26 protein-coding genes and 2 pseudogenes are annotated in these 24,995 nt (G+C 64.7%); 9 read left to right on the top strand and 19 right to left on the bottom strand.

The genetic code is table 11. From position 1 onward, the window contains the following. The 3 genes from B7X30_RS10855 to B7X30_RS10865 form a co-directional block, all read right to left on the bottom strand. A partial coding sequence (locus tag B7X30_RS10855; protein ID WP_286730576.1) for an Hpt domain-containing protein occupies window positions 1–308 on the bottom strand: 308 nt, incomplete at its 3' end. A 19-nt stretch (window positions 309–327) separates the two neighbouring features. Continuing rightward, complete coding sequence (locus B7X30_RS10860) at window positions 328–885, bottom strand: protein phosphatase CheZ (protein ID WP_156052841.1); 558 nt, start codon at window positions 883–885, stop codon at window positions 328–330. Continuing rightward, complete coding sequence (locus B7X30_RS10865) at window positions 882–1,301, bottom strand: chemotaxis response regulator CheY (protein WP_041608586.1); 420 nt, start codon at window positions 1,299–1,301, stop codon at window positions 882–884. Before B7X30_RS10865 ends, B7X30_RS10860 begins: the two co-directional genes overlap by 4 nt. 155 nt (window positions 1,302–1,456) lie before the next feature. On the opposite strand from B7X30_RS10865, the gene B7X30_RS10870 reads away from it, so the two are divergent. From B7X30_RS10870 to fliW, 5 genes are all read left to right on the top strand, one after another. Beyond that, window positions 1,457–3,547: an EAL domain-containing protein gene (locus B7X30_RS10870; protein ID WP_156052840.1), complete on the top strand. Its 2,091-nt coding sequence runs from the start codon at window positions 1,457–1,459 to the stop codon at window positions 3,545–3,547. 107 nt (window positions 3,548–3,654) lie between these two features. Then, a complete protein-coding gene (gene flgM, locus B7X30_RS10875) occupies window positions 3,655–3,987 on the top strand; it encodes a flagellar biosynthesis anti-sigma factor FlgM (RefSeq protein WP_156052839.1) in 333 nt (110 codons plus the stop codon). A 12-nt stretch (window positions 3,988–3,999) separates the two neighbouring features. Beyond that, window positions 4,000–4,428 carry a flagella synthesis protein FlgN gene (locus tag B7X30_RS10880; RefSeq protein ID WP_156052838.1) on the top strand — a complete coding sequence of 143 codons (429 nt, stop codon included), beginning with the start codon at window positions 4,000–4,002 and terminating at the stop codon, window positions 4,426–4,428. A 24-nt stretch (window positions 4,429–4,452) separates the two neighbouring features. Further along, window positions 4,453–4,716 (top strand): carbon storage regulator, encoded by a 264-nt coding sequence (locus B7X30_RS10885; RefSeq protein WP_156052837.1) that lies wholly within the window; start codon window positions 4,453–4,455, stop codon window positions 4,714–4,716. 68 nt (window positions 4,717–4,784) lie between these two features. Then, on the top strand, window positions 4,785–5,228 hold the full coding sequence (gene fliW / locus B7X30_RS10890; RefSeq protein ID WP_286730580.1) for a flagellar assembly protein FliW: 444 nt from the start codon (window positions 4,785–4,787) through the stop codon (window positions 5,226–5,228). A gap of 38 nt (window positions 5,229–5,266) precedes the next feature. Here fliW and B7X30_RS10895 read toward each other — a convergent pair whose 3' ends face one another. From B7X30_RS10895 to B7X30_RS10905, 3 genes are all read right to left on the bottom strand, one after another. After that, on the bottom strand, window positions 5,267–6,007 hold the full coding sequence (locus tag B7X30_RS10895) for a flagellar brake protein (RefSeq protein WP_013122864.1): 741 nt from the start codon (window positions 6,005–6,007) through the stop codon (window positions 5,267–5,269). An 11-nt stretch (window positions 6,008–6,018) separates the two neighbouring features. Then, the gene (locus B7X30_RS10900; protein ID WP_286730582.1) at window positions 6,019–7,299 is read right to left on the bottom strand and encodes an EAL and HDOD domain-containing protein; all 1,281 of its coding nucleotides are present in this window, start codon (window positions 7,297–7,299) and stop codon (window positions 6,019–6,021) included. Window positions 7,300–7,423: 124 nt separating this feature from the next. Continuing rightward, entirely contained in the window at window positions 7,424–9,964 is a 2,541-nt protein-coding gene (locus tag B7X30_RS10905; RefSeq protein ID WP_286730583.1) for a glycosyltransferase, read from the bottom strand. Window positions 9,965–10,168: 204 nt separating this feature from the next. Here B7X30_RS10905 and B7X30_RS10910 point away from each other — a divergent pair, with 204 nt between their 5' ends. Continuing rightward, window positions 10,169–10,696, top strand: coding sequence for a hypothetical protein (locus B7X30_RS10910; RefSeq protein ID WP_286730584.1), 528 nt, complete (start codon window positions 10,169–10,171; stop codon window positions 10,694–10,696). A gap of 375 nt (window positions 10,697–11,071) precedes the next feature. On the opposite strand, the gene flgL is transcribed toward B7X30_RS10910, so the two are convergent. The 13 genes and pseudogenes from flgL to flgB form a co-directional block, all read right to left on the bottom strand. Further along, entirely contained in the window at window positions 11,072–12,325 is a 1,254-nt protein-coding gene (flgL, locus tag B7X30_RS10915) for a flagellar hook-associated protein FlgL (protein ID WP_286730585.1), read from the bottom strand. 17 nt (window positions 12,326–12,342) lie between these two features. Further along, window positions 12,343–14,346, bottom strand: a complete 2,004-nt coding sequence (flgK, locus tag B7X30_RS10920; RefSeq protein WP_286730586.1) for a flagellar hook-associated protein FlgK — start codon at window positions 14,344–14,346, stop codon at window positions 12,343–12,345. A 1-nt stretch (window position 14,347) separates the two neighbouring features. Beyond that, a complete protein-coding gene (locus B7X30_RS10925) occupies window positions 14,348–14,746 on the bottom strand; it encodes a hypothetical protein (protein WP_286730587.1) in 399 nt (132 codons plus the stop codon). A 38-nt stretch (window positions 14,747–14,784) separates the two neighbouring features. Then, window positions 14,785–15,744: a flagellar assembly peptidoglycan hydrolase FlgJ gene (gene flgJ / locus B7X30_RS10930; RefSeq protein WP_286730588.1), complete on the bottom strand. Its 960-nt coding sequence runs from the start codon at window positions 15,742–15,744 to the stop codon at window positions 14,785–14,787. Window positions 15,745–15,875: 131 nt separating this feature from the next. Continuing rightward, a complete protein-coding gene (locus tag B7X30_RS10935; RefSeq protein WP_286730589.1) occupies window positions 15,876–17,105 on the bottom strand; it encodes a flagellar basal body P-ring protein FlgI in 1,230 nt (409 codons plus the stop codon). A 14-nt stretch (window positions 17,106–17,119) separates the two neighbouring features. Then, window positions 17,120–17,821: a flagellar basal body L-ring protein FlgH gene (locus B7X30_RS10940; protein WP_286730590.1), complete on the bottom strand. Its 702-nt coding sequence runs from the start codon at window positions 17,819–17,821 to the stop codon at window positions 17,120–17,122. Then, window positions 17,821–18,606: a flagellar basal-body rod protein FlgG gene (flgG, locus tag B7X30_RS10945; RefSeq protein ID WP_013122873.1), complete on the bottom strand. Its 786-nt coding sequence runs from the start codon at window positions 18,604–18,606 to the stop codon at window positions 17,821–17,823. Before flgG ends, B7X30_RS10940 begins: the two co-directional genes overlap by 1 nt. 46 nt (window positions 18,607–18,652) lie before the next feature. Next, window positions 18,653–19,390, bottom strand: coding sequence for a flagellar basal-body rod protein FlgF (flgF, locus tag B7X30_RS10950; protein WP_286730591.1), 738 nt, complete (start codon window positions 19,388–19,390; stop codon window positions 18,653–18,655). Window positions 19,391–19,410: 20 nt separating this feature from the next. Beyond that, window positions 19,411–19,539: a flagellar basal body rod C-terminal domain-containing protein gene (locus B7X30_RS15795; RefSeq protein ID WP_502694428.1), complete on the bottom strand. Its 129-nt coding sequence runs from the start codon at window positions 19,537–19,539 to the stop codon at window positions 19,411–19,413. Further along, window positions 19,525–20,594, bottom strand: a pseudogene (locus B7X30_RS10955) (flagellar hook protein FlgE); the annotation flags it as partial. The pseudogene B7X30_RS10955 and the gene B7X30_RS15795, both read right to left, overlap by 15 nt. An 82-nt stretch (window positions 20,595–20,676) precedes the next feature. Beyond that, window positions 20,677–21,375 (bottom strand): flagellar hook assembly protein FlgD, encoded by a 699-nt coding sequence (locus tag B7X30_RS10960; RefSeq protein ID WP_286730592.1) that lies wholly within the window; start codon window positions 21,373–21,375, stop codon window positions 20,677–20,679. A 41-nt stretch (window positions 21,376–21,416) separates the two neighbouring features. After that, window positions 21,417–21,833, bottom strand: coding sequence for a flagellar basal body rod protein FlgC (gene flgC / locus B7X30_RS10965; RefSeq protein ID WP_013105539.1), 417 nt, complete (start codon window positions 21,831–21,833; stop codon window positions 21,417–21,419). A gap of 14 nt (window positions 21,834–21,847) precedes the next feature. Further along, the gene (gene flgB / locus B7X30_RS10970) at window positions 21,848–22,255 is read right to left on the bottom strand and encodes a flagellar basal body rod protein FlgB (RefSeq protein WP_013122877.1); all 408 of its coding nucleotides are present in this window, start codon (window positions 22,253–22,255) and stop codon (window positions 21,848–21,850) included. Window positions 22,256–22,491: 236 nt separating this feature from the next. On the opposite strand from flgB, the gene flgA reads away from it, so the two are divergent. The 3 genes and pseudogenes from flgA to B7X30_RS10985 all read left to right on the top strand — a co-directional run. Further along, window positions 22,492–23,226 (top strand): flagellar basal body P-ring formation chaperone FlgA, encoded by a 735-nt coding sequence (gene flgA, locus B7X30_RS10975; protein WP_286730595.1) that lies wholly within the window; start codon window positions 22,492–22,494, stop codon window positions 23,224–23,226. A 178-nt stretch (window positions 23,227–23,404) separates the two neighbouring features. Then, entirely contained in the window at window positions 23,405–24,382 is a 978-nt protein-coding gene (locus B7X30_RS10980) for a GGDEF domain-containing protein (protein ID WP_286730596.1), read from the top strand. Next, window positions 24,312–24,995, top strand: a pseudogene (locus B7X30_RS10985) (hypothetical protein); the annotation flags it as partial. The gene B7X30_RS10980 and the pseudogene B7X30_RS10985, both read left to right, overlap by 71 nt.

A 24,995-nucleotide genomic window follows, 5' to 3' on the forward strand; every position in this document is an offset into this window, starting at 1 on the left:
GCCATGTCGTCGAGCATGGCGGTGATGACGTCGGTGGCGCGCAGGATGGCGTCGATCATCGGCGCGGTCGCACGCAGTTTGCCGCTGCGCATTTTGTCGAACAGGTCTTCGAGGTGGTGGCACCAGTCCACCATGTTCTGCGCTTCGAGAAAACCGGCGCCGCCCTTGAGGGTGTGGAAGGCGCGGAAGATGGCGCTGAGCGCTTCGCTGTCGTCGGGCTGAGATTCCAGCCGCAGCAACTGGTCTTGGGCCTGGCTCAGCAGCTCGCGCGATTCGGCGAGAAATTCCAGCAGGATGTCGTTGTCCATGATGGTGGGGCGGAAGGTTTCAGATGCCGAGGTCGCGCAGCAGGGCGTCCACGTCATCCTGGGCAAAGGAGGGTCCGGCGTAGGTGGGAACTCCGTTGAGCGGCGCGGCGCTGTCGGCCGCCGGGGCCGAAGCCTCGGGAGTGGCCGCGGGTTGAAGGTGCGGGCCGAGTTGCTCGACGGCGGCACGGATGCGCTGCTCCACCGCCTGCAGCAGATGGATGGTTTTTTTCAACCGCTGCCCGGCGAGATCCTGCCCCTGCTGGCTGGCGAGAATGGTGTGGAACTGTTGTTCCAGGCGGTCGAGGCGCTCGTCGATGAAACCGCCGTGCGTGGCGCGGATGGCGGCGATTTCGGTGAAGCCGTTTTCCACCGCTTCGAGCGTGGACATGGCCTGGGTTTCGGTCAGGCGCAGCGCTTCTTCGAGCGGATGGCTGGCCTCGGGCAGATCGCTGGAGGCGGCCATGATGCGGCGCACGCCTTCGTGCAACAGGGCGTCGGCCTCGGTGAGCTTGTGCAGCGCGGTGGAGGCGGCCGCGGGCTGCGGCGTTTGCGTGGTGGTGGCGCGGTCGAGACTCATTGGGCCGCTCCCGCTGCCGCGTTGAGGCGCGCCATGATGGCGTCGAGCTTTTCTTTGAGCGTCTGTGCGGTGAAGGGCTTGACGATGTAGCCGTTCACCCCCGCCTGCGCGGCGGCGATGATGTTTTCTTTCTTGGCTTCGGCCGTGACCATGAGCACCGGCAGGCTGCGGATGGCGGGGTTGTCGCTGGCGCGGATGTGTTTGAGCAGGTCGATGCCCTGCATCACCGGCATATTCCAGTCGGTGACGACGAACTCGATACCGCCGGCCTGCAGCCGACGCCAGGCTTCTTCGCCGTTTTCCGCCTCGTCGATATTGCCGGTCACATAGCCGGTCTGCATCAGCAGGCCGCGCACGATGCGGCGCATGGTGGGAAAGTCGTCAACAACCAGGAATTTCAAGGTGGGCCTCGTAATGGTTTTGTCTTGCGTTTGAAGTAACGGCACGCGGGGCGGGAACTTGAATCGCTTTGGCGGCGCGGCAATGGAAATCGAGGCGGACTTGTTTCAGGTCAACAGGATCGAATGTTTCGCTTGCCTGCCCTTGGCATCGATCAATAGCATGGCGCCTCATGTTTGAAAAATTGAATATCTCAGCCGAGCCGCCAGCGCCCGCCGAGCAGCAGGCGGCCTTGCGTGCGCTGCTGGCGGCAGTGCAGCCCGATCTCAATAGGGTGGTCGAGGCTTTCATCCGGCAGTTCTACGACGAGCTGCTCAAGCAGACCCGGTTTTCGCGCGTGCTCAAGTTGTTGTCGGTGGCCGAGTTTTCGCGCCTGCGCAACAACCAGGAGCGCCATCTGCGCAGTCTGTTTGTCGGCAGCAGCGAAGCTTCGGTGCGGGTGGCGCGGCATGTGGGGCGAGTGCACGCGCTCATCGGGCTCGATGCGTCGTGGCTGGTCGAGGCTTACGGGCTGTACACCCGCTTGCTGATCGGGCACTTTGCGGCGTGGGTCGAGCCGTCGGAGCGGGCGGCTTTGCTGCGCTACTTCATCACCCGACTGCAGGATGAGTTGCAGTGGCAGATCGAGGGGCACGAAGACATCGTCCGGCAGTTCGACGCGGCGCTGGTTCGCATCGACGCGGCCATTCTCACGGCGCACACCCTCAGCGATCTGTTGCGCGCCGTGCTCGGCGCGCTGGAAAACATCGAGGGTGTGCTGGCGGGCACGATTGGGCGGCCTGATGCGGCAGGCGTGGTGCAGTTCGAACACGCCTTCGGCAGCCGCTTCAAGTCGCTCTACCTCGACCGCATCGACTCGGGCGAAGCCGCGTTCACCACGGTGCGCGGCGATGCGGCGGAAGGCTTGGGCGTCTCGGGCCGCGCCTGGCGCAGCCGCGAGGTGCAGTACACCGCGTCGTATGCCTGCGATCCGGCGATCCTGCCCTGGAAAGATGTGGCGGACGAGCTGGGCGTGCGCAGCGCCGTGTCCATTCCCATTCTCGACGCCTCAGGCCAGCCCATTGCGTTGATGGATCTTTACAGCAGCTATCCCGGCTTTTTCACCAGTTCGACGCGCCGGGTGTTCGTCGAGCATCTGCAAAAGGTGCTGGGCTTGGCGTTTGCCCGTTATGCGCATAGTCCTTCGGGCGTGGTGCCTTACGCGCGACGGCAGTTCTATGTCGATCTGCTCGATCATTCGGGCCTGCAGATGCGGTATCAGCCCGTGGTCAACCTCAAGACGGGTCGGCCCGAGAAATTCGAGGCGCTCGCGCGGCTGCAGCGGCGCGATGGCGGCGAGCTGATCGCGCCGGGTGAGTTTCTGCCCGTGCTGGGCGCGCACGATATGTGGCGCTTGTTCAGTCTGGGCCTGGAGCAGGCCTTGCATGCCCGGCAGCGCTGGGCGCAGCAGGGTATCGACCTCGATGTGTCGGTGAACATGCCGCCCGTGGCGCTGAGCGATCCGCGTTATGTGGAGCGGGTGGAGCAACTGCTGCGCAGCCATGCGCTCGATCCGCGCCGCCTCACCCTGGAATTGCTGGAAAGCAGCGATCTCGACATTTCGGAGCGGCGCGACGCGCTGCTGGGGCGGTTTCGCGCCACCGGCGTGCGTCTGGCCGAAGACGATCTCGGCTCAGGCTACAGCTCGCTGCTGCGGCTCGACAGCTTTCCGTTCGACGAGGTGAAGATCGACCAGGGCCTGCTGGGCGGGCTGGGCAAGGTGCCGCGCCGGGCGCTCGATTTCATCCAGCATCTCACCCGGCTGGCACACGATCTGGGCAGCACCGTCGTGGTCGAAGGGCTGGAGTCGGCCGGGCTGGTGGAGGCGGCCATCATTCTGCAGGCCGACACCGGGCAGGGCTACGGGCTGGCTCGCCCCATGCCCGCCGACGCGGTGGTGGACTGGGTGCACGGATTTCATTTGACGATCAACCGCGATCATCCCCGCACGGCCCTGGGCATCTACGCGGCTCATCTGTTGTGGGAGCAGCGGCTGGCCTATATGACGCCCTGGCCCGACGCGCTGCCGCTCGCGGCCCGCGCCGCCACCGCCTTGCATCATTACATCGAGGTGGAGGGGCTGGAGGGCGGGCCGCTGCACCTGGCCTACCAGCGCCTCATCAGCGCCCTGAGCGAGGGGCTGGAGACGCCGGCATTCGCCCGCGCGCAGCAAGACATGCGTCGGCAGCTCGACCTGCTGGTGCGCGCCGAACTGGGGCAATGAAGGGGCGATAAGGGGGGCATTCGGCGGGAATTGCCAAAAAAGTCACACTTGCCCTAAAGTCCGGCAAAAGCGTGACGTTGAGCACTCCAACAGGAGAGAATGCCACCATGATTCCCATCCAGAATTCCCCCCTATCCAGCGCCTCGACTGCCGCCAGCGGCTCGGTTGCGGCTTCGCGGCGCGCGGGCTCGGTTGCCAATCCGGCGGTTAATCCGGCGGGCGCGGCGGCCACCGAACAGGTCTCCATCTCGGGGGCCGGGCAAATGCTCAACCTTGCCAGCACGCAGGGCGCAACGCCTCCGGCCAGCGACACGCGCATCAGCGAACTGCAAAACGCCATTCGCAGCGGTCAATACGTGGTCAATCCGCAGCGCATCGCCAGTGGTCTATTGCAGGACAGCCAGGCCCTGATCGGCGCGACCAAGCCTGCTTCCAACTGATCTGAACCCGCCATGTCGCAGTCGGTCGATTCTCTGCTTCGCCTGCAACTCGACAAGTTGCAGGCTTTCGACCGCTTGCTGATTGAAGAGCACGCCTGCCTGCTGCGCGCCGCCACAGATCAGCTGCCCGCGCTGACCGAGCGTAAAAACAGCCTGCTGGCCGAGATCGACGCGCTGGAGCGCGAACGCATCGTGCAGTTTGGCGCGCAGACCGAAGCAGGCGCTACATCCGCTCCCCCCTTGTGGAGCGCGGTTCAAACCCTGGCGCGGAGCATCGCCGAGGCCAATCAGCGCAACGGTGCCATGATCTCGGCGCTGGTGCGCAGCACTGAAGGGGCCTTGCAAATTTTGCGCGGCAACGCTGAAGGCGTCGATCTCTATGGCGCTCACGGCCAGGGCCAACCCGGCAGCGGCCCTGTTCGCCTGCAAGTCAGCGCCTGACAACCGACCCGCCGGGCTCGATGCATGCTCATTCTGACGCGCCGCCCCGGTGAAGCCATCCGCATCGGGGACAACATCCGCCTGGTCGTGCTGCAGTCCGCGCCCGGCAAGGTGCGCCTCGGCATTGAGGGTCCGCTCGATCTGCGCATTCTGCGCGAGGAACTCTATGCCCAGATCAGTCAAGGCAACCAGGCTGCGGTGGCGCCGCAAGGGCTGTCTCTGGCGCATTGGGTTTCTGGGTCGGTTGACGCCCCGGTTGACCTGCCCCCTCATGGAGAGTCGAGTTGAGCCTAGCCCAGCCAGAATCCGTTACGACGAGCGCGCTTGCGCGAGTTGGCACAGCGCCGAGCAACGCCATGGAAGTGGCCACGCGCTTCGGCTTGCTACCCGTTGCGCAACACCAAATCTGGACAGTGTCGTCGCCGCTGCCGGGATTCGAGACCCTGCAGCGCTTTGCGCTCATCGGCGTGCAAACCGAGCGGCCCTTCTTGTGGCTGCAGTCGATCGACGATGCGGGGGTGAGCTTTTTGCTCGCGCCGGCAGCGCATTTTGGTTTGCGCTATGCGCGGATCGACGCGCAATCCCTGCCCATGGTGATGGTGCTTCTGCCCACGCAGAGTGGGCAGCCGCTGCGCGCGCACGGACAGGCGCCCTTGGTGTTTGACGCGCAGTTGGGGCAGTTCGAACAGCACATCGTCGAGGCTTCCGAGGTGGAGGGCGATGGTGTTTTCGCGCCCCTGACCGAAGTGCTCGCGCCGCCAGGGCTGATGTCGCGACTGCTGGTGCTGAATCCTCAGTAGCCGGGTTAGCAGCAAGGGCGCCCGGGCAGCCGACCGGTTCAGCGCCGAGCGTCTCTCAGCAGTTCGCGGTCGCGCCGCTGCACGTACTGTTGCAGGCGCTGCTCGAAGGCCGGGGCCATGTTCAGAAACTGAATGCCGAGCTGGCGCATGGGCTGCCGGGTTTTGGTGTCTCGCAACGCCCCGACAAAACGCACCTCTGCCTCCACCGCCAGCTCCACATCTTCCAGACTGAAGCGCACCATGGGGATGTATTCGCCCGTGGTCAAGGCGTAGTCGAGTGCTGAGGGCACCAGTAGACGCATGCCGTTGACGCTCAAGTCGTGGCATTGGCCGTAGAGCGGTTTGGCGCCGCGGCGCTGAAGGTCCACCGTGCTCAGATCGCCCGGTGCGACGGTGACACGGAAAAAATTGCGTCGCTGCAGGTAATAGATGAGATCGGGGTAGGCGATGCGCAGCGCGCCATAACCCTCGTAATCGATGCGCTCGATCAGCTTGGACTGAAAGCCGACGAACACGCCTTCATACCGCCCGATGGTGAAAAACGGCGCGCCATTTTCCAGTCGGCGGTTGCCGCCGTCGGGGGTGAGTTCATCGATGATCAACCAGTGCTTGGGACGGTTGACCACCAGCAGCGCCGAGCTGAACTCTTCGGCCCGATCATGCGGCAGCACGGCCAGCGGCTCGTGGCGCTCGATGATTTTGTGCAGCACATGATCGGCCTTCTGCTCGGAGTTGACCTGATATTCCTCGCGGAACAGCTTGGCGGTGACCTCTTTCATGGAGAGCCTTGTCAGATGCCCAGCTCTTCCACCCAGGCGAGCGCGGCCAGATGAACGGAACTGACGCGCCAGCTCTGAATGCCCAGCGCCATGGCGAGGAAGTCGATGTTGTCGAAATCGCGTTGCTCCACAGCGCGGGTGAGCTGCAGATAGCTGCCGAAAATGCCGGTGTTGTCTTTCAAGGCCATGACGATGGGCTCGGACAGGGTGATTTCGGACAGCGCCTTTTCCATCGGCACGCCGAGCATGACGTCGAGCATGGAGAAGATGCCCACCACGAAAGCGTTATCGGCATCTTCGTCGGAAAGCGTGCCCTTGGCCAACAGCTCCATCATGCGGCCGCGGGTGATGGCGGTGCGCGCGATGGCCGGAGAAGCGGCATTGCCGGGCACGGTGGCGAGCAGCAGTGCGAGCCAGCGGAACAGCTTCTTGTAGCCGAGAATGGCGGCGGCATGGCGGAACGAGGTGACTTCGGACATCAGCCCGAAACCCGAGGAGTTGATGTAGCGCAGCAGCTTGAAGGACAGCGCCGGGTCGCGCTTGAGCACCTGCTCGATCTCGTTCAGTTCGGCTTGCCGCATGACCAGATTCATCAGTTGCAGCACATTGGCGTGCGCCGGGTTGATGACCTTGGCGCTGATGGTCTGCGGCCGGGCGAAGTAATAGCCCTGAAAGAAGTGAAAACCGGCGTCGAAATAGGTCTTGAACTGCTCGGGCGTTTCCACGCGTTCGGCCACCAGACGCACACTGCGTTGGCTTTCGGCCTTGCGCTGCAGGGCCACGGCCACGTTGGCCGAGAGGCTCTGAACATCCGCCTTGATGTAGCTGAGAAGCGGCAGCCAGGCGGCATACAGCGAGGCGGCGGCGAAGGGGCCGGCCGCAAGATGAAACCCGCGTTCGCGCAGCGGCTTGAGCTGAGCGGCGACTTCGGCGATGCCCGTGGGGTCGTCGCCATAGATGCGCGGCACTTCGAGCACGATGCGATCCGGGAAAACGATGTCGAGATGTTCGGCTTTGAGGTCTTCGACCACGCAGTTGATGAAGGCGAGTTTTTCGCCGAACAGCCTCTCGGCGCCGATGTTGGACAGGGCGTTGAACAGCAGCACGCTATCGCTCTCGGCGCTGTGCTCGGTGGGCGCGTGTTCGGCCGTGCCGCTTTCGCGCGCGAACAACTCGTAGCCGACGATCTGCTGTTTGCGGTCGACGATGGGTTGGCGCGCGATGTGCGCTTGCATGACCGCGCCCTGAGCTTCGGGCGCGTCGGTGTCTGGCGAGGTGAAGGGGCTGTTCATGAGAACGGAAAATGGAGTCTCGATCGTTGCGTTGATGCTAGCAGCGGCCCAAAGGCGTTGACCTAGCGCTGGCCCGCCGTGTTGCGTAAAAACAGCCTCGCTTCGTTGCGCACTCAGCGTGACTTCAGCGCAGCCAGGCTTTCAGCCAGGTGTCGAGATGGTCTTCCATCATCCAGTCGGCCAGCACCTTGGCGCGTAGCGCGTCGCCCTGGGCGCGCAGCGCGGCGCGGTCGGAGACGGCTTCGCGCAGCGCGCGCGTCCAATCGCGGTAGCGGTTGGCCACGCGGGTGACGGGAAAATCGCCCTGATACGGCGTGAGATCGGAGCAGATGACCGGATAGCCGAGGATGCCGTATTCCAGCAGGCGCAGATGGCTCTTGGCTTCGTTGAAGGCGTTGTCTTCCAGCGGGGCGACGGCCAGATCGAGATCGAGCGCAGCCAGCTTGGCGGCGTATTGATCGAGCGGCACGCCGGGGTGAAACTCCTTGACCAGCGGTTTGAGGGCTTCAGGGCACAGGCCGAAAAACACCCAATCGACTTCGCTGGCCGTATCGCGCACCAGATCGGCAATCAGTTCGAGGTCGCCGGTATGGCCCACGCCCCCGGCCCAGCCCACGCGGGGCTTGCTGCGCTCGGCCCGCGCCGGTTGCAAATGACCCCAGCGCGCGGCTTCGAGGTAGTTGGGCTGCACCACGACTTCGTCGGTGAAATGCGCGTAAGCCTTGGCCAGCGGTTCGGTAGCCACCACCAGCCGGTTGCACAGCCCGGCGGCCTTGCGAAAGCGCTTGGCGATGTCTTTGTGGATGGTACTTTTGTGCACGCTTTTGTGCGGCAGATTGGTGATGAGGTCGTCGATCTCGAACACGCGAAACGCCTTGCTGGTGCGGGCGTGGCGCTCCAGCGCCTCGATCTGCGGCCACTCCATCTGGCGCTGCACCACCAGACTGTCGGGCTGCATGCGTTCCATTTCGGCGGGCTCGAACAGGCGCATGGTCTCCCAGCCCTGGGTGAGCCCGGCGCGGTTGAGCGCGCGCATGGGTGCGATGATGCGGTACTCGCCGCAGCCTTCACGGTCGGCCGAATGCACCAGCACCCGCGGACGGGGCCGCCAGTCTGGGTCCCAGCTCAGGCAGGGCTGATCGTCGAGCAGAAAGTCGGTGCTGGCAAGGCTCAAGTGGCGGTTGTAGGCGGGGTCGAACGCGAGCTGCGGCAGCCACTTGGCATACATGGCGTCTTTTTCGGCGGCGAAGCGTTTGAGCTTGGCGTTGTCAGGCTGGGTCTCGGTGCCGCTTTTCTGGCTGGCCGAGCCTTCGTGCATCAGCAGGGCGTAGGGCGTGAACACGATGCGCAGACCCGCCTCGCGCACTTTCAAACACAGATCGATGTCGTTGTAAGACACCTTGAAAGCCTGTTCGTCCAGCCCGCCTACCTGCTCGTAAACGCTTTTGCGCACCAGCAGGCAGGCGCCGGTGACGGCCGAGAGATCTTGCGTGAGCTGGGCACGGCCGAAGTAGCCGCGGTCTTCGGGCGGCCGGCCGATGAAGGGATGCTCCGCCGGGCCGCGCAGACCGAGAATGACCCCGGCATGCTGAATCTTGCCATCGGGGTAGAGCAGCTTGGCGCCGACGATACCCACATCGGGCCGAACGGCGTGGCCCATCATTTCGTCGAGCCAGTCGTCGTGCAGCGCAGCGGTGTCGTTGTTGAGCAGCAGCAGATACTCGCCGCGCGCGGCGCGGGCAGCCGCGTTGTTCATCGCCGAGAAGTTGAACGGGCCGGGCTGGCGCACCACGCGCAGGCGGCCGCCGAGTTCGGCCTCCTTGGCTTCGATGGCGGCCAGATAGTTGCGCGCATCGATCGTCTGGCTGTCGTTGTCGATGATGAGAATTTCGTAAGCCGGATACTTGGTTTTTTCGATCACCGACTCCACGCAGCGCTGCAGCAGCGGCAACTGATCGCGCGTGGGAACGAGGATGGACACCAGCGGCCGCGCTTCGGGCAGCGGCCAGCGCACGCGGAACGAGGGCGGAAATGGCCCCGGCTGCACCTGCGCCGCAATGCCCAGACGCTCGAAATGGCGCTGCAGCGCCGAGTGCCCGGCTTGCAGAATTTCGGGCACCGACTTTTGCGTATGCCCCGAACCCTGAAGGCGGTGATAGAGCACCTCGGGCACATGGCCGATGGCGGCTTCCCCTGCGCCCGTGCGCTGCAGATGCTCCCACGCCCGCAGCATCAGGTCGTAGTCTTCCGCGCCTTCAGCCTGCGGGTCGAAGCCGCCGAGCGCCTCGAACAGATCGCGCCGAATCAGCAGCAGCCCGCCGACATAGGGCAGGCTGCGCAGATAGTCGAGATTGAAGTCAGGCTTGCAATGCGGGTTGGTGTGCTGACCATCGGCGGTGATCTGGTCTTCGTCGGTGTAGACGATCTGCCACTGCGGATGCTCGCGCACGGCATGCGCGATGCGGAACAGCGCATCCGGCGCGAGCTGGTCGCCGGCGTCGATCAGGCCGAGCCACTGGGCCTCGGCACTGCGCAGCTCGCGATTACCCATGGAAATCAGCTGTTCGGAGTCGGGTTGGGGGGCGATCTGTAGCAATTGGCCGCTTAGCCATTGGACATTGAGACTGTCGGTGGTGGGCTGTACCGGCAGTGTAGTGTGCGGCAAAAGGGCTAGTGCGATGGATGTCAAACCATTGGGCTTGCCAGCCCACAAGGACAATGCAGCTTCGGACCAAATTTTCTCCGCTGGCAACCATCGCCCAACGGGCAGCCAAGGAAGGGGGGTGGCTGCAGATGACGACAAAGCTGCTGCTGACTTTGCGTGAGACACAGCGTCGGCGTTTGCCCCAGGGCTTCCTAGAGGACGTAATTGTGCAAGTTCTTTGGTGAGGTCATCAATTTGCTGCCGCAACTTGACGATGACATCCTGCGCCGCTTGCTCTGGAGGATGCTCCCAAGGCGAGGACTGCTGTGCAGGCGCGCGTTGCAGCGTACCGGACAGGCCACCGACCTGAGGCACCACGGCACATTGAGTCCCAGAAATGATGCGAGGTCCGAGCTCATTCGCGGCGTTGGACTCCTTGCGCACGATGCACATCGAATTGACGAATGCAATGGAATGAATCTGCGCAAGCGCATGATCGTCCAGAGAACAACCGTAGTGGGTGAAGAACGGCTCGAGCACTGCTTGCCGTTCCTTGTCCAGCCCCCAGTTCTCCTGGTTAATGACGTCGACCAACGCTTTGAAGAACGCGATCGAAGAATATGGGAAGTACAGGCCGCCTTGATACTCCTGCCAATAGCTACAGTGCAGATCTTCCGCGATGTAGGTTCCACCCGGACGCAACGCACCAAAGTAGCGGCAGAAGCTCCGCACGATGTCCTCAGAAGCGTGTGATCCGTCGTCAATGATCAGATCGAAATCGGGGGTGACGCGTCGAATAGCTATCTCGGTTGCATCATCATCCGCGTTGCCGATCACAATGCTGATGGCCTCTTGTACGTAATGAAGCTGTCCGCAGACAGTATTGATATCACATCCAACGAGATGCTTTGCGCGCTTGAAATACTGCGACCAGATTTCTAATGAGCCTCCATTTTGCACACCGATTTCGAGTAACGAAATGGGTAGCTCCCTATACTTTTCGAGTACCGTGGAATAGGTGTCGAGGTAGATCGACCACTTGTCGGAAACTTTGCCGCGGTGTGAGCTGTACAGGGTGCGCAGGTTTGATTCGCGAGGGAGTGCGTGCTCGGGCATGAGGGGCAGTGATTAGAGATACTGGAACAGACTCAACCCCTGTACCTGCGTAAACGCCTTTTGCGCGGCCTGCAGGGCGGTGAGGCTGGACTGGTACTCGGTGATGACCTGCGGGTAGTTGATGCTGGTGAGCTGGGTCTGCTGGGTTTGCAGTTGCAGGGTGAGGCTGGAGTTTTGCGTCTGCACGGCCTGCACTTGCTGCAGGCGGCTGCCGATGCTGGCTTGGGCGCTGAGCAGGTTGGTCTGGTTCTGGTCGAGGCTGGCCAGGGCGTTGCTGATGGACTGCGCGCGCAAGGCATTCGAGCCGGAGGCTTGCGCCGAAGCCGAGAAGGCCTGCGCCAGCGACTGAAAAGTCTGGAACAGGCTTTGCGGCGCGGCGGCGCCGATCGTGAAACTGTCGCCCGACGACGGGGTGCCGACGATGGGCACGGTGATGGCCGGATTGCTGCCGGGGGGCAGGCTGATGCTCATGCCGGGAGTGAAACTGCCGCTGGCGACCGGGCTGGCGGAGAACGCGCCGCCCGTGCCGCTGGCCACGGAGTAGGTCATCGACCCACCGCTGCCGCTGAAACTGATCTGGTACTGCGTGCCGTCGACCTGCAGGGTTTGCTGGGCCAGGGCGGTGTTGTTGACGGTGCCGGGCCCGGCGGTGGCGCCGCCGGTGTTGCTGCTGGCGGCGTTCACGCTGAAGGTGCCGTTGCCCGCGCGTGCATTCATGAACAGCGCGTTGCCGGGGTCGCCGATGGCGGTGCTCAGATTGGGGCCGAGCGCGAGCTGGTTCTGCCCGCCATCGCCCTGGTATTGCACGCTGCCATCCGCCTGAATGACGAAGGGCTGGGCGCCGCTCTTGCTGCCGGCGAAAAGATAGTTGCCCTGGCCGTCTTGCGTGTTGGCGTATTGCGCGAGTTGCTGCACATAGCCTTGCATGGTGGCCGCGGCGTTTTGCAGGTCTTGCGAGCTGACGGTGCCGTTATTCATCTGCACCGCGAGTTGCCGCGCCTGGCTGACCAGAGTGGTGACGCTTTGCAACGTAGCGCTTTCGAGTTGCAGCGAGTTTTGGGCGTTCTGGCCGTTTTGCGCGTAGCCGGCCAGGCGGTCGATCTGCCCGGTGAGGGCGACGTTCTGCGCCGCGGCGACCGGCTGATCTGAGGGGTTGACCAGGGTGCTGCCGGTGGAGAGTTGCTGGCTCAGGGTGCCCAGCGTGTTCTGCTGATTGAGGATGCCGGTGAGACTGGCGGCGTAGAACTGAGAGGTGCTGATGCGCATGGCGATGCCCTTCCTTTTTACTGCACGGCCTGCAACAGCGAGGTGAACAGGCTGTTGCCCACCTGAATGGCCTTGGCCGCGGCCTGATACGCCTGCTGATACTGAATGAGGTTGGTCGCTTCTTCGTCGAGATTCACACCCGAGACCGACTGCTGCGCTGCAGACGCCTGGGCGGCGACGGCGCTGGCCGCGCTCAGTGCGCTCTGCGCCTGGTTGCCCTGCGTGGCGACCTGGCTGACGAGCTGCGAATAAGCGCCTTCGAGCGAGGTGCTGCCGCCTTCGAGCGTTTTGGCGGTTTGCAGCGCGGCCATGGCCTGCGCATTGCCGCCATTGCCACCGCTGGCCGGGCTCAGGGTAAAGGCGTCGCCCGAGACGGCGGTGCTGCCGGCGAGGGTGACGTTCCAGTAGCCGCCCGGCGGGTTGTTGGCGTAAGGGATGGACAGCACCTGCCCGCTGCCGCCCAGGCTCAGGCTGCCGCTGGCCAGCACGGTGGCCGAGCCGGATTGCGTGACCTGAAAGCCCACGGCGCCGCTGGTGCCGCCACTGGTGAGCGTGACCTGCAGGGGGGTCGGCACGCTCGCCCCCGAAATGATCAAGGCACCGGCACCGCTAGTGGCGCTGTATTGCCCGGCCGACAGGGTGAGGTTGCCCAGATTGGTGTTGACTAGGCCGCCCGATAGCATCTGCCCCGCGCTGGAAACATAGGGCGAGGCCGCGGCGATTTGCGTGGGGTTGGTGAGGACGGACTGAAAGTTGAGCGCCCCGTAGCGCGTGGGCTGCACCTCAAAGCTGTTGCCCGCCTGCGCCCCGCTGACGTTGACTTGCACGCCGTCGAAGTTCAGCACGGTGGCGCTGCCCGAGGTGCCCACTGTCGCCCCGCTGACGGGCTGGCCCGTGGAAAGATTGGTGACCGACCAGTTGCTGCCGTCGTAGTTCAACCGGTAGTCGGCGGTGGTGAGCGCATTGGCATCGACCACGCTGCCGCTGATGACGGCATTGCCGGTATTGGCCGAGTTGGCGAGCACCTGCAACGGCCCGGCCTGAAATAGGGCCGCGCCGAACTGGCCGTTGAGATCGAGCCCCTGCGCCTGCTGGCTGTTTATGGCCGAAGCCAGACCGTCGGCAATGCGGCCGAGCGCATTCTGCGCGGGCTGCAGCACCTGGCTGCGGAACTGCAGCAGCCCGCCCAGCGTGCCGCCTTGCAGGCCTTGCGACAGCACCGCGCCATTGGAGGTGTAGGCCACTTCGAGCTGCGACGGGTCGTAGGCACTGGGCGTGGTTTTCAGGTCGAACGATTGCGCACCGGCCACCAGCACTTGGCCGTTACCGGTGAACACGTTGACCTGATTGCCGTCTTGCGGCAGCACGGTCACGCCCACCTGGCCCGATAACTGGGTGATGAGCTGATCGCGCTGGTCGAGCAGCGAGTTGGGCGTGCTGCCGGTGCCCGAGAGGGTATTGATCTGAACGTTGAGCTGGGCGATCTGCTGCGTGAGGCTGTTGATGGCGGTCACGCTCTGGCCGAGTTGCTGGTTGACGCCATTGGCAGCGCTTTGCAGTTGCTGGGCCGAAGTCTGAATGGTCTGAGCCAGCGACTGCGACTGGCTGATGAGGCTTTGCCGCGACGGGATGTCGGCCGGATTGGCCGCGACCTGCGCCACGCCGCTGGCGAAAAACTGGTTGATCGAGGTGCTCAGACCCGAGTCGGTGCCGGCGATCAGATTGGCGATGGGCTGGATCTGGGTGTTGAGGGTGTTTGCGCCGCTGGCGGTGGCCGCCGTGCTCCATACCTGCGACTGCAGATAGCTGTTGTAGCTGCGGGTGACGGCGTCGATCTGCGTGCCGTTGCCCAGATATTGCCCGCCGTATAGGCTGGGCGTGAGGGTGCTCTGCACCGCCGTTTCGCGGCTGTAGCCGGGCGTGTTGACGTTGGCGATATTGTTGCCCGTGACCTGCAGCGCAGACTGCGCCGCCTGCAAGCCGGTGAGGGCATTGTTGAGAAGCCCGCTGATGCCTGACATCTCATCCCCTCCCTAAAGATTGGCCTTGCGTCTGGCCATACCCTTTGGCCACGCCGCTGGCCGGCCCGTAAGTGGGTTCGGCGGCTTGCCGCTGCGATTGGGTGATGGCCTGCTGCAGCGCGGCGCTCCAGACGGAGAGGGTGTGCTGCAGCGCCAGGGTTTCGTCGCGCAAGGCGGTAACTTCGGCGGTGATTTCGAGGCTGTGGTCCAGCACGGGGTCGCCCGAGCGGCGGCGCTGCGCAAAGCCTTCGAGCGCCTGGAGCAGCGGTTGCCAGATGGGGGTCACGGGCGCGGCGCCTTCGCTGCCGGTATTCACCAGCGCCTGACGCTGCTGGCGCAGCACTTCGGTGAGCGCAGCGACGAGCTGGCGTTCGTCTTGAGGGGGCTGGAGCTGGGACATGGCGGCGGATGCGGGCGCAGGGAGTATGAGAGATAACGTCACTGCGCTGCAGAACTTGAATCCGGCCCTGAATCTACCCCAAGTTGCTGCAGCGCCAGCTGCATGCGCGGGCTGCGGGCGATGGCCACCAGCTTGGCGGCATAGTCGGGATCGGTGGCGTAGCCGCTGCGCTGCAGCGCGCTGGCGAATGCCGAAATATCGTTGCCCTGACCACGGGCCGACTGGTAACGCGGACGGGAGAGCAGGGCGGCGTAGTTGTCCACACTGTCGGCCACGTTCTGGTAAGCGCGGAAGGCGGCCGTGCCCACCGACGCCACGCCATTCTGAAATTCGCGGGTGAGTGTCTGCACGGTGCCGCCGGCCCAGCCGCTGCCCGCCTTGACGCCGAACACATTGTTGCCCGGTGCGTGCTGCCCCCAGCCGGTTTCAAGCGCGGCCTGCGCCAGAATGGCCACGGGCGCGACGCCCAACTGTTTGGCCGCGGTCTGTACGCTGGGCAGAATGCTGGCGATGAACGACTTGGCCTGTTCGAGCGGTGGGGTGGCGCTTTTGGCGGGCGAGCTTGGCGCGGTGGACGAGCCGCCGGGCGTCGGGTTGAGCGGCTGCACCGGCAGGGCGTTCTGACGGTAGGTGGCGAGCGACTGTGTCGGCAAGGCCGCAGTCGCGCTGCTGGCCAGCGGAAGCGCAGTGGCCTGTGTGTTCACCGCATGTGCGGCGATCGATCCGCCGTCAGCGGGTAAGGCGGGCGTGCCCGAAGGCTGCTTAGACGAGGCTGGGTCGAGTCCGGGGTTGAGTCCATACCGGGTAGACAGTTCGCGGGCGATATAGGTGGCCAACCCCATGCCTTGCCCCTGGCTGAGGGTGGTGGCGAGTTGCTGGGTGAACATCGACTTGAACATTGGCCCCGCGGTGTCGCCCAGCAAGTCAGGCCCCAGACTCGTGGCGTTCATGGCGCTGAGCATTTGCTGCATCAGCAGCGCTTCGAATTGCTGCGCCACGGCCTTGATCGCCTGCGGGCTGCGCGGGTCGGCATTGGCGCAGACTGTTGGACGCCGCCGCGCCGCTGGGCGGCAGCGGGGACAGGGGCGGGCTGGGTGGCGTGGTCATGGCGGATGGGCTCTCGACTCGCTCAAATCACTTCGAGCTGGGCGTGCAGTGCGCCCGCCGCCTTCATGGCCTGCAGAATGGCGATGAGGTCATTAGGCGCCGCGCCCACGGCGTTGAGTGCGCGCACCACCGCTTCGAGCGTGACGCCGGGCTTGAACATGAGCAGATTGGCCTTGTCCGCCTTGGCTTTCACATCGGTTTTGGGTACCACTGCTGTTTGCCCCGCGCCGAGCGGGTTGGGTTGGCTGACTTCGTATTGCGTGTTGATGGTGACCGACAGATTGCCGTGCGCCACCGCGCAGGCGCCCAGGGTGACGTTCTGCCCCAGCACCACGGTGCCGCTGCGGGCATCGATGACTACTTTGGCCGGTGGCGATTCGGGCGAGACGTCCAGCGCTTCGACCTGGCCGAGAAAGGCGGTGCGGTCGCCTGCGGTCAGCGGCGCATTCACTTGAATGACCCCGGCGTTGAGCGCCGTGGCCGTGCCCGCGCCGAAACGCTGGTTGATGGAATCGGCCACGCGGCTGGCGGTGCCGAAGCTGGGGGAGTTGAGCGCAAGGGTGATCGGGCCGGCCTTGTCGAAATTGTTCGCCACGGCGCGTTCGACCGTGGCGCCGTTGGCAATCATGCCCGCGGTGAGAAAGTTGACCTGGGTGCTGTTGCCCCCCGAAGCGGCGCCAAAGCCGCTGACGACCACACTGCCCTGGGCCACGGCGTAGGTCTGGCCGTCAGCGCCTTTGAGCGGGGTCATCAGCAGGGTGCCACCGGCCAGGCTGGAAGCATTGCCCACCGCCGAGACGGTCACGTTGATCTGCTGGCCAGGCTGAGAAAACGGTGGCAGGTTGGCAGTGATCATCACCGCGGCCACGTCTTTCGGTTGCAGGTTGGAAGCTACGCCGGGCGGCAGGTTGATGCCCAGGCGCTGAAACATGGAGAGCAACGATTGCGTGGTGTAGGGCACCTGCGTGGCCTGGTCGCCGGTGCCACCGAGGCCGACCACCAGGCCGTAGCCGACGAGCTGGTTCACCCGCACCCCCTGCACGCTGGTGAGATCGCGAATGGCGGCGGCGTGCGCGGGCAACGCCGCGGCGCAGAGCAGGCAGAGCGCCGCCAGCCAGGCGAGCAAGTGGCGATAAATGGCATGCTCCCCACCCCGGCTCTTTCCGCGAGCGGGGAGGAAGCCATCACTCCTCCCCCACGCCGTGGGGGAGGTTGGGAGGGGGAGGGGGGTGCGCAGTGATTCGGTCGGCATGTCGTCACCCAGTTTCAGAACGGCCACAGCGAGAGGAAGAAGCTCGCCAGCCAGGGCACCTTGGCGGCGGCGTACACATCGCCGGTGCCGCTGTATTCCACGCGAGCGTTGGCAATCTGCGTACTCAGCACGGTGTTTTGCGGGCTGACATCGGCCGCGCGCACCACGCCAGCGACGCGGATGTATTCATGCCCGCCATTGAGCATGACTTCCTTCTGCCCGGAGATTTGCATATTGCCGTTGCTCATCACCTGCACCACGGTGGCTTGCAAGGTGGTGGTGAAAGTATTGCTCTGCGAGGTGGCGCCGTTGCCGCCGAACTTGGTGGACGAGGTCAGCCCCATCGACGGCGAGTAGCCGCCCACGGTGAAGGGTTTGCCGAAAAAGCTCGACAGCCCCGCGCTCACGTCGTCGGACTTGTTCACCGTGGTGTTGGTCGATTTGGTGGCGTTGGCGTTTTCCTGGATCAGCACGGTAATGAGATCGCCCACGCGGTGCGCCCGGCTGTCTTCGAACAGCGAGACATTGGTGCCCGGCTGCCAGATGGCGCCGTTGGGCGTGTGCGCATTCATCGACTCCGGTTCGGCCGGAATGGGCAGGGGCTTGAGCGAACCGCTGCTGAGATGCTGCGGCGCCGTGGCGCAGGCGCCCAGCAGCAGGGCGAAAGCCGCGGCCAGCAACAATCGGGGAAATCGCAGGAAAACCATCGCGGTCATCACAGATTGTTGTTGACGTATTGCAGCATCTGGTCGGAAGCCGTCACCGCCTTGCTGTTGACTTCGTAAGCGCGCTGGGTCGAGATCATGTCCACCAGTTCAGCCACGACGTTGACGTTGGACGACTCCAGATAGCCCTGCTGCACCGAGCCCAATCCGTTGAGCGTGGGCTGGCCGGTGTTGGGCGCGCCGCTGGAGCCGGTTTGCAGATAGAGGTTGTCGCCAATGCTCTGCAGCCCGGTGGGGTTGACGAAGCTGGCCAGTTGCAGCGCACCCACCTGCTGCGGCGCGGCCTGTCCCGGCAGGGTGACGGACACGGTGCCGTCGTTGCCGATGGTCACGCTTTGTGCGCTGGCCGGAATGGTGACGGTGGGCTGCACCAGATAGCCGTTGGCAGTGACAAGCTGCCCCTGGTTGTTGAGCTGAAAGGTGCCGTCGCGGGTGTAGGCGATGGTGCCATTGGGTTCGAGCACCTGAAAAAAGCCCTGGCCGTTGATGGCGACATCGAGCGAATTGCCGGTCTGCGTGAGGTTGCCCTGCGTCATCAGCCGCTCGGTGGATACCGGGCGCACGCCAGTGCCCAGTTGCAGGCCGCTGGGATATTGCGTGCTCTGCGACGACTGCGCACCCGGCTGGGTGAGGTTTTGATAGAGCAGGTCTTGAAACACGGCGCGCGAGCCTTTGAAGCCGCTGGTGTTGACGTTCGCCAGGTTGTTGGCGATCACGTCCATGCGGGTCTGTTCGGCTTCGAGGCCGGTTTTTGCAACGTAGAGCGAGCGGATCATGGCGGTTTCTCTAATGGCGTTGTGGGGGCGGGCGCGGCGTGGCGGGTCAGCTCACGTTGAGCAATTGCGTGGCGGCCTGATGGTTCTGATCGACGGTCTGCATCAGCTTGGTCTGCATTTCGAACGCGCGGGTGTTGTCGAGAATCTGGATCATGGCCTGCACCGGGTTGACGTTGCTGCCCTCTAACGCGCCAACGGCTAGCTGCACATTGCCGTCGGCCGGCGCCGGGCCCTGGGTATCGCGGAACAGGCCATCGGCTCCGCGCTGCATCTGCGCGGGCGGCGGGTTGACGAGCTGAATGCGGTTGATCACGACGAGCGCGTTGGGCTGGCTGCCCACCGGCACGCCGGAGATCGTGCCGTCGGCGCCGATCTGCACCGACTCCAGCGGCGGCACGGAAATCGGCGCGCCGCTCTGCCCGAGCACAGGCCGACCATCGCTGGTGGACAGAATGCCGCTGGCGTTCACTTGCAGATCGCCGTTGCGGGTATAGGCGGTGTCGCCATTGGGAGCCTGCACCGCGATCCAGCCTGAGCCGCGAATCGCCACGTCGAGATTGCGGCCGGTATGGTTGATCGGCCCTTCCTGCAGGTTCGCGCTGTTGCCTTGCACCGTGGTGTAGGCGCTGGTGGGCAGGGCGTTGCCGTAGACCGGCAAGGCGCGGAACTGCGCCTGCTCGCCGCGGTAGCCGGTGGTGTTCACGTTGGCGAGATTGTTGGTCGTCACCGCTTGCTGGCGCAGGACGGCGCGGGCGCCGGTGGCGGCAATCCACAAGGTATCCATGATGGAGGCGAGCTGTTTTATTACAGGCTAAGCAAAGTCTGGACCACCTGGTTCTGCGTCTTGATGGTCTGCGCATTGGCCTGATAAGCCTGCTGCGCGACGATCAGATTGACCAGTTGCGACGATAAATCGACGTTGGACTGTTCCACCGCGCTGGACTGCAGCACGCCCAGCCCGCCGCCGCCCGGCTGCCCGGTGAGCGGCTGGCCCGAGGCATAAGTGGGCACGAAGTAATTGTTGCCCAGTCGCTGCAGACCCTGCGGCGCCTTGAAGTTGGTGAGGGTGATGAGCCCGAGCTTGGCCGATTGACCGTTGGTGTAGCGGCCGAACACCACGCCGCTGGGATCGATCGACAGATTGCTGAGCTGACCGACCGACGAACCATCGGTGGTGAGCGAGTTCACCACCGAGGTGGCGTTGTAATTGGTTGAGCCGGCGAAGTTGAGGGTGATGTTGGAAGGTGAGGCGCCGTCTGCCCAGGTGAGGCCGGAGGCCGTTAGCGTGGCCGTGCCGCTGATCGCTCCGGTGGGGGTGAACTGGATGGTGGAGGGGCCGCCGCTGGTGATGCCGCCGGCGGCCGTGGTGCCGTCCACCGAGTAATACACATTCCAAGCCTGTCCGCTGGCCGTGGCGCTGCCGGAAGGCAGAGCGTAGTAGGTGGTCAGCAGATGCGAGGTGCCCAAGCTGTCGTACACCGTGCTGGTGGTCGAGTAGTTGTAGCTGGTGGGGTCGCTGGTGCTGAAAGCGGTGCCGCTGGGGATCGGCGTGACCGAGGCATTGAGATTCAACCCCAGCGTGCCGCTGGTCGTGGCCTTGGGCGCCAGGGTGGTGGTGGTGATTTGCAGCGGGCCGGAGCCGCCGGTGAGCACCCCGCTGACCGCGGGTGTGCCGATGAGCTGGCCGCCCGCAGCATCGACGATGTAGCCGTTCTGGTCTAGCTGGAACTGGCCACATCGAGCGGGTTGCTCGTGGACTCGATATTGCCCTGCGAGAACTGTTGCGCCACCGTGGCTACCGAGGTGCCGATGCCCACCTGTCCATACTGCGGCGAGGTGCCCGCGATGGCCGCGGCGTAGCTGTCGGCGAACTGGGCGTTCGAGCTTTTGAAGCCCACCGTGTTGGCGTTGGCGATGTTGTTGCCCATCACCTGCAGGTCGGTGGAGGCGGCTTGCAGGCCGGACAGGGCGGTTTGGAAGGTGCTCATGGAATCCCCCGAAAAATGGTGTGGTCTGAAGGCGGTTTGGTGTTGGGTGCTTCGGGCAAACGCAGCGGGAAAACTCGGCTGACTACATCACGCCCACGATGCTCGACAGCGGCACGGTGCTGCTCTGCCCCTCCATCTGGAGTGCGGGGCCATTGCTGCCGTTGAGATAGACCGACTGCACCTTGCCCGTCCCGAAAGGCACGGCCGCAACCGGCTGGCCGGTGCCGTCCGTGGCGCTGACGTTGAAGGTGTAGGTGCCCGCAGGGGCCTGCTGGCCGCCGCTGGTCGATCCATCCCAGTTGAAGGTTTGCACGCCGGTGGGCAGGGCGCCGAGTTGCAGCGTGTCGATGGTCTGACCCGTGCTGTTGAGCACCTGCACCTGCACGTTCTGCGCGGCCGAGGCCAGGGTGAAGCCCCCAGCCGTGCCGCCGCTGCTGGGCAGGCTGATGCTGTTGTTGTCGAACACGACGGTCTGCCCCACCAGATTGGCGGCCTGCAGCCCTTGCGTCTGCGCGAGCTGGGCGGTGAGAGTGGCCATCGACTGCTGCATGCTTTGAATGCCGCTGGCCGTGCTGAACTGCGCGAGCTGCGCCGACAGGTCGGTGTTGCTCATCGGGTTCATCGGGTCCTGGTTGGTGAGCTGAGTCACCAGCAGGGTGTAGAAAGTGTTGACGTTGTTCAGTCCGCTCAGGCCGCTGGCGGCGCTGCCCGAGGTGCCGCTGCTGCTGCTCGTCTGCAGCGAGGACAGGAAGGAATTGGAGCTGATGGGAGAGGTGCTCATGGCAGGGGTCTTTCAGTCAGTGGCGGGGCGTTCTGGACAATTCACTGGCCCAGCGTGAGGGTTTTCAACAGCAGGTTTTTGGTAGTGGTCATCACATTCACGTCGGCCTGATAGGCGCGCGAGGCGGAAATCATGTTGACCATTTCATCGACCGGATTGACGTTGGGGTAGCTCACATAGCCGTCTTTGTTGGCTAGCGGGTTGCCAGGCTCATAGACGAGCTTGAGCGGGCCGGGTTTTTCCACCACACCGGCCACCTGTACGCCGTTGACGCCTGCGGGCACGCCGGGGCCGGACAGCGGCTGCGCGGCAAACACCACTTCGCGGGCGCGGTAGGGCTGGCCGTTGGAGCTGACGGCGGAGTTGGCATTGGCCAGATTGCTGGCCACCACGTTGAGGCGGTAGCTTTCAGCCGTCAGGCCGGAATTGGCCACATCGAGAGCGGAGAACAGAGACATGGTGAATGCGCCGCTTAGTTGCCGGTGATGGCGGAGGTCAGGGTTTTGATCTTGCCGGTGAGGAAGGTGAGATCGGCTTCGTACTGAATGCTGTTTTTCTGGAACGCGGCCTGCTCGCGGTTCATGTCCACCGAGTTGCCGTTCAGGCTCACGTTATTGCCGGCCTGGTAGGCGATGAAATTCGATCCGGCCGGGGCGACATTGCCCGCGAGTTGCCTGGCGTTCTCGGTCTTGAGCGGCAGGCCGCCGGTTTGCTGTCCGGATAAAGCGGCTTTAAACGCGGCGGAAAAATCCAGATCCACCGCCTTATAGCCGGGCGTGTTCGCATTGGCGATATTGGCCGAGAGCAATTGCTGGCGCTGCGCCCGCAGGTTCAGCGCGGTTTGCAGCGGGGCGAATTCACGGTCGAGGGCGGAAGTCATGGTCGTGGATCGGGTAGTGAGTGGCGCTTTAACTGCAGATTCCATGCCAGGCGCGACTCGCCGGGATCTGCGGGGGCGAGGCGTCGCAAGCGGCAAATGGCACGAGGGAAAGCGGCAAGACCTTGCCGCTCTACAGCTTGGGACGGCAAGCGATGGGCGTCTTACTGAGGGTTCCGGCTGGTACAGACTTTGCGTCAGGAGAAAGGCAAACCCACTACCCGGCGTCACCCTGCTCCATGCCCATCCGTCTTTATTTGTTCTCTGGCCTGCGTCTGCTCGCGCTCGCGTGGGTCGTCAATGTCAGCCTGGGCGTAGCGACATTCGCCTGGGCCGTGCCCGCCGCCGAGAGCCCGGCCACTATCCGCGCGGCGGTGGAGGCGTTCGTGCGCGCGGGGCTGCCCCCGGGCGGGGAAAAGGTAAAGATCGATGTTCAGGGGCCAGCGCCGGGGCTGCGCTTTCCGCAGTGCGCCGATCTGCACACGGCGTATTTTGGCAACGCCAACCCCTACGGCGCGCAAACCGTGGAGGTGCGTTGCACCGCGCCCTCGGTCTGGTCGCTCTACCTGCCGGTGCGGGTGGACCGGCCGCAGGGGGTGGTGGTCGTGGCGCGTGCGCTGCAGGCCGGGCATGTGCTCACTGCGGCCGATCTCACCATGGTCGAGCGCGACGCCACCCGGCTGCCCCCCGGTGCGGTGACCGACGCGCAGGCGCTGGTCGGGCAGGTGCTGCGCTACAGCGTGGCGGCGGGTCAACCGCTGGCGCAGAGCATGCTCACCGGCCCTCAGCTTGTTCACTACGGCCAGTCGGTCAGCCTAATCGCGCAGGGCATGGGCGTGCGTCTGGTGGCGCTGGGGCAGGCGATGGCGGACGGCCGCGTGGGGCAATCGGTGCTGGTGCGCAATGTGCAGTCGGGCCGGGTGGTCAGTGGCATTGTGGATACGCAAGGGCAAGTTGTCGTACCACTGCAATAGCCGACTTTTTCGGGCGTCAAAAAACCGTCTCCCGGCGGATGCGTTGAGCAGAAAGGGTTGATTGCAGCCCATGAAGTGCTGAGTGACGCCAAAAATAGGTCATCTACCCCCTTAAAAAGCAAGGAATCGACTGGCACCGCGTTTGCTAATCAGGAATCACCCTTTGATGGAGATTCCCATGCGTGCCCTTGCTTTGTTACCCAGCGCCGAACCCAAACAGCCGTCCGCGCCGACTTGGAGTGTGCTCGAAGGCGGTCTGATCGAAGCGGGCTCCGTAGAGCCCGAGGCTGGACCGGCGGCGGAGACTTCGGCCCTGCGATTGGCGCGGCAGATCTACGCCGCCTGGTTTCAGCGCTGCCTGCGCCAGGGCGGCTATCGCAAAAACCCCGGCGCTGTGGCCGCGTTGCCGCGAGCGGCCATCGAACACCAGCTTGACCGGGCCATCGACCGCAGCGGGCCGGATGCCGCCGAGTTGCTGCCGCTGCACGATGCGCAGCAGCAGCGTCTGGCTGAGATCGGCGTCTTGATTAGCGCACTGGCCGCCTCCGACAAGCAGCATGTCCGGGCGGTGCAAACCTGGGATCGGCTGATCGACCTCGGCCTCGACACCCTGCAGGGCTTTGCCGATCTGGAGGTGGTGTTCGCCGCCCGGCGTGCGGCGCAAGACCCGCTGACCGGCCTTCCGGGCCGCGCCGCGCTGCAGCAGCGCCTGCAGGGCGAACAGTCGCTGGTGCTGCGCCAGGGCCGGATGTGCTCGGTGGTGATGCTCGACATCGACCACTTCAAGAGCATCAACGACCAACACGGCCATCAGGCGGGCGACCGCGTGCTCGCCGCATTCGCCCGCCTGCTGCGCGGGGCGCTACGTCCCTACGACGGCGTCTATCGCTATGGCGGCGAGGAGTTCGTGCTGGTGCTGCCCGGCGCCACCGCAGCGCAGGCGGTGCAAATCATCGACCGCATGCGGCAGACCATCGCGCAGCGCCCACTGGTGCAGACCCAGACCGGCGGCCTGCACATCCGCTTCTCCGCCGGCGTGGCCGCGCTGAACGAACGCGCCATTGCGCAAACGCTGCGCTGCGCCGATGCGGCGCTATACCACGCCAAGGCCGAAGGGCGCGATCAGGTGCGCCTCGAACGCGGCCATTGCGCATGAAATCGCCGTTCAGATCGGCGGCCTGCGCCAAGCCAGCGCGCAGGAGTTGCTGGCGGCTTTTCGCGTGGATGCGGAGGAATTTTTGCGACTGTTCATCGTCGGCTTGCAACCGCAGCCCACGCGCGAGGACACGCTGCAGGCGCTGGGCAACGCCGCCGAAGCCTTGCGCGGCATTCGCATCGGTGCAGACTTTCTGCAACTTCAGACCGTAAGCGCGCTGTGCCGCCAGGGCGAACAGGATCTACTGCAACAACTGCCCTCGGTCGCATCCGGCGCCGCGCTTCAATGGGAAACCTTGCAGGCGGTGATCGACGGCTTGCGCCAGCACTTGCCGCCGCAGCAGGCCGAGCTGACAGCGGCACCTGCGGATTCCGAGCCGACTCCGCCCCCGGTGCAGCCCCTAGCCGAAGCAGAGCCCCGCAGCGAGACGCAACCCGAGCCCGAGCCCGAGCCAGAGCCAGAGCCAGAGCCGGAGCCGGAGCCGGAGCCGGAGTCGGAGTCGGAGTCGGAGCCGGAGCCAGAGCCAGAGCCAGAGCCAGAGCCAGAGCCAGAGCCAGAGCCAGAGCCAGAGCCAGAGCCAGAGCCAGAGCCAGAGCCAGAGCCAGAGCCAGAG

The sequence above is a fragment of the Thiomonas sp. 13-64-67 genome (assembly GCF_002282795.1).
GTDB lineage: Bacteria > Pseudomonadota > Gammaproteobacteria > Burkholderiales > Burkholderiaceae_C > Thiomonas > Thiomonas arsenitoxydans.